General features: G+C 38.8%; 1 protein-coding gene and 1 pseudogene. Both read right to left on the bottom strand.

Annotated features, from left to right (window positions below):
* Nucleotides 1–375, bottom strand: a pseudogene (locus tag GMD1S_RS07810) (PCRF domain-containing protein); the annotation flags it as partial.
* A 110-nt stretch (nt 376–485) separates the two neighbouring features.
* Nucleotides 486–1,142, bottom strand: coding sequence for a CBS domain-containing protein (locus GMD1S_RS07805; protein WP_000268642.1), 657 nt, complete (start codon nt 1,140–1,142; stop codon nt 486–488).
* Nucleotides 1,143–1,260: the final 118 nt, after the last annotated feature.

The following is a 1,260-nucleotide window of genomic DNA, read 5'->3' as shown; positions in this document are numbered from 1 at the left end:
GCATTATTATGGTCATAAGGTTCTGACAAGAGAAGGGTCATCTCGTAGCTGGTCATCATCTTATCCAGTTCTGTCAACTGTTCGACCAGTTCATCATGGACTGACTCGTCTTCTGCTAAAAAGTCCAATAAAATCTCAACTTCATCCTGCAACTCTTCCATTTTACGGAAGGTGTTGTAGGTGTTTTTTAATTCATTTAATTCTTGCGACGTTTTTTGGGCCGCGATATTATCGTTCCAAAAATCAGGTTCTGTCATCTTGTTTTCCAAGATGGCAATCTCTTCCTCTAAGCCTTCGAGGTCAAAGAGACCCCCTAAAAGAAGCTAATTTTTCACGATTTGCGTCAATTTTTTGACGAATTTCTGAAATGTCCATAGATACTCCTTTTCATATCGTTTTATTATACCATAATCTCTCATTTCTTTCCATATTTTGCTTTTCACCGCTTTTGATGGCAGAAGAAAAGAGGCTTTATAGCCTCTTGTTTAAAGGACTTTGGCAGAGGTATGAGTGATCTCCTCCACTTGAATTCCTTCTTTTTCAAACTTTTCCTTTAATGCAATCAAATCGATTTTTCCATCAATTTGAACTTCGATGACGACCTTGCCATCCTTACGTGGAATGTTGACAGTATGGGAAATATTTAAATCCTCCTCTACAATTAGAGCTACAATTTTCCCCAGTACTCCGACTTCATTTTCTGTAATGAAACGAACACGAATCCCCTCTTCTCCGTATCCAGCGATTTCCAAGAAAGCCTGAAAAACATCGCGGTCTGTAATGACGCCGTAGACCTGATGATTGTCTACGACTGGTAATATCCCAATTTTATTTTTCAGCATCAGGTAGGTCGCATCTTCTAGACTAGCATAGCCAGAAACCGTCACGACATCTCGAATCATTACATCTTTTACTTTGGTTTTATTCAGAAGATAATTCATCTCATAGATAGAGAGACTGGTTGCTTTAGATGGGCTGGCTTCCGCAATGGTTCCTTCTGTTACCAATCCGACTAATTGATCGTTTTCGATAACAGGTAAACGGTGCAAACCTTGCTCGCGCATCAAATCTGCTGCGTGTGCTACAGTCGTATCTGGACTGATATAAACTACCTTACGGGTCATGAAATCTTTAACTGCCATGAGACTTCTCCTTCTATATTGCTACTTTTATTATACACTTTCTTAGAAAATCTATCAAACGCTTTCATCTCTTTTTCAAGATTTTGAATAATCTGAGAAGTTTGCATAAAATGCCAGT

The organism is Streptococcus sp. GMD1S, from assembly GCF_000296875.1.
Taxonomy (GTDB): Bacteria; Bacillota; Bacilli; order Lactobacillales; family Streptococcaceae; genus Streptococcus.
This window is presented reverse-complemented; position numbering and strand designations above follow the sequence as displayed.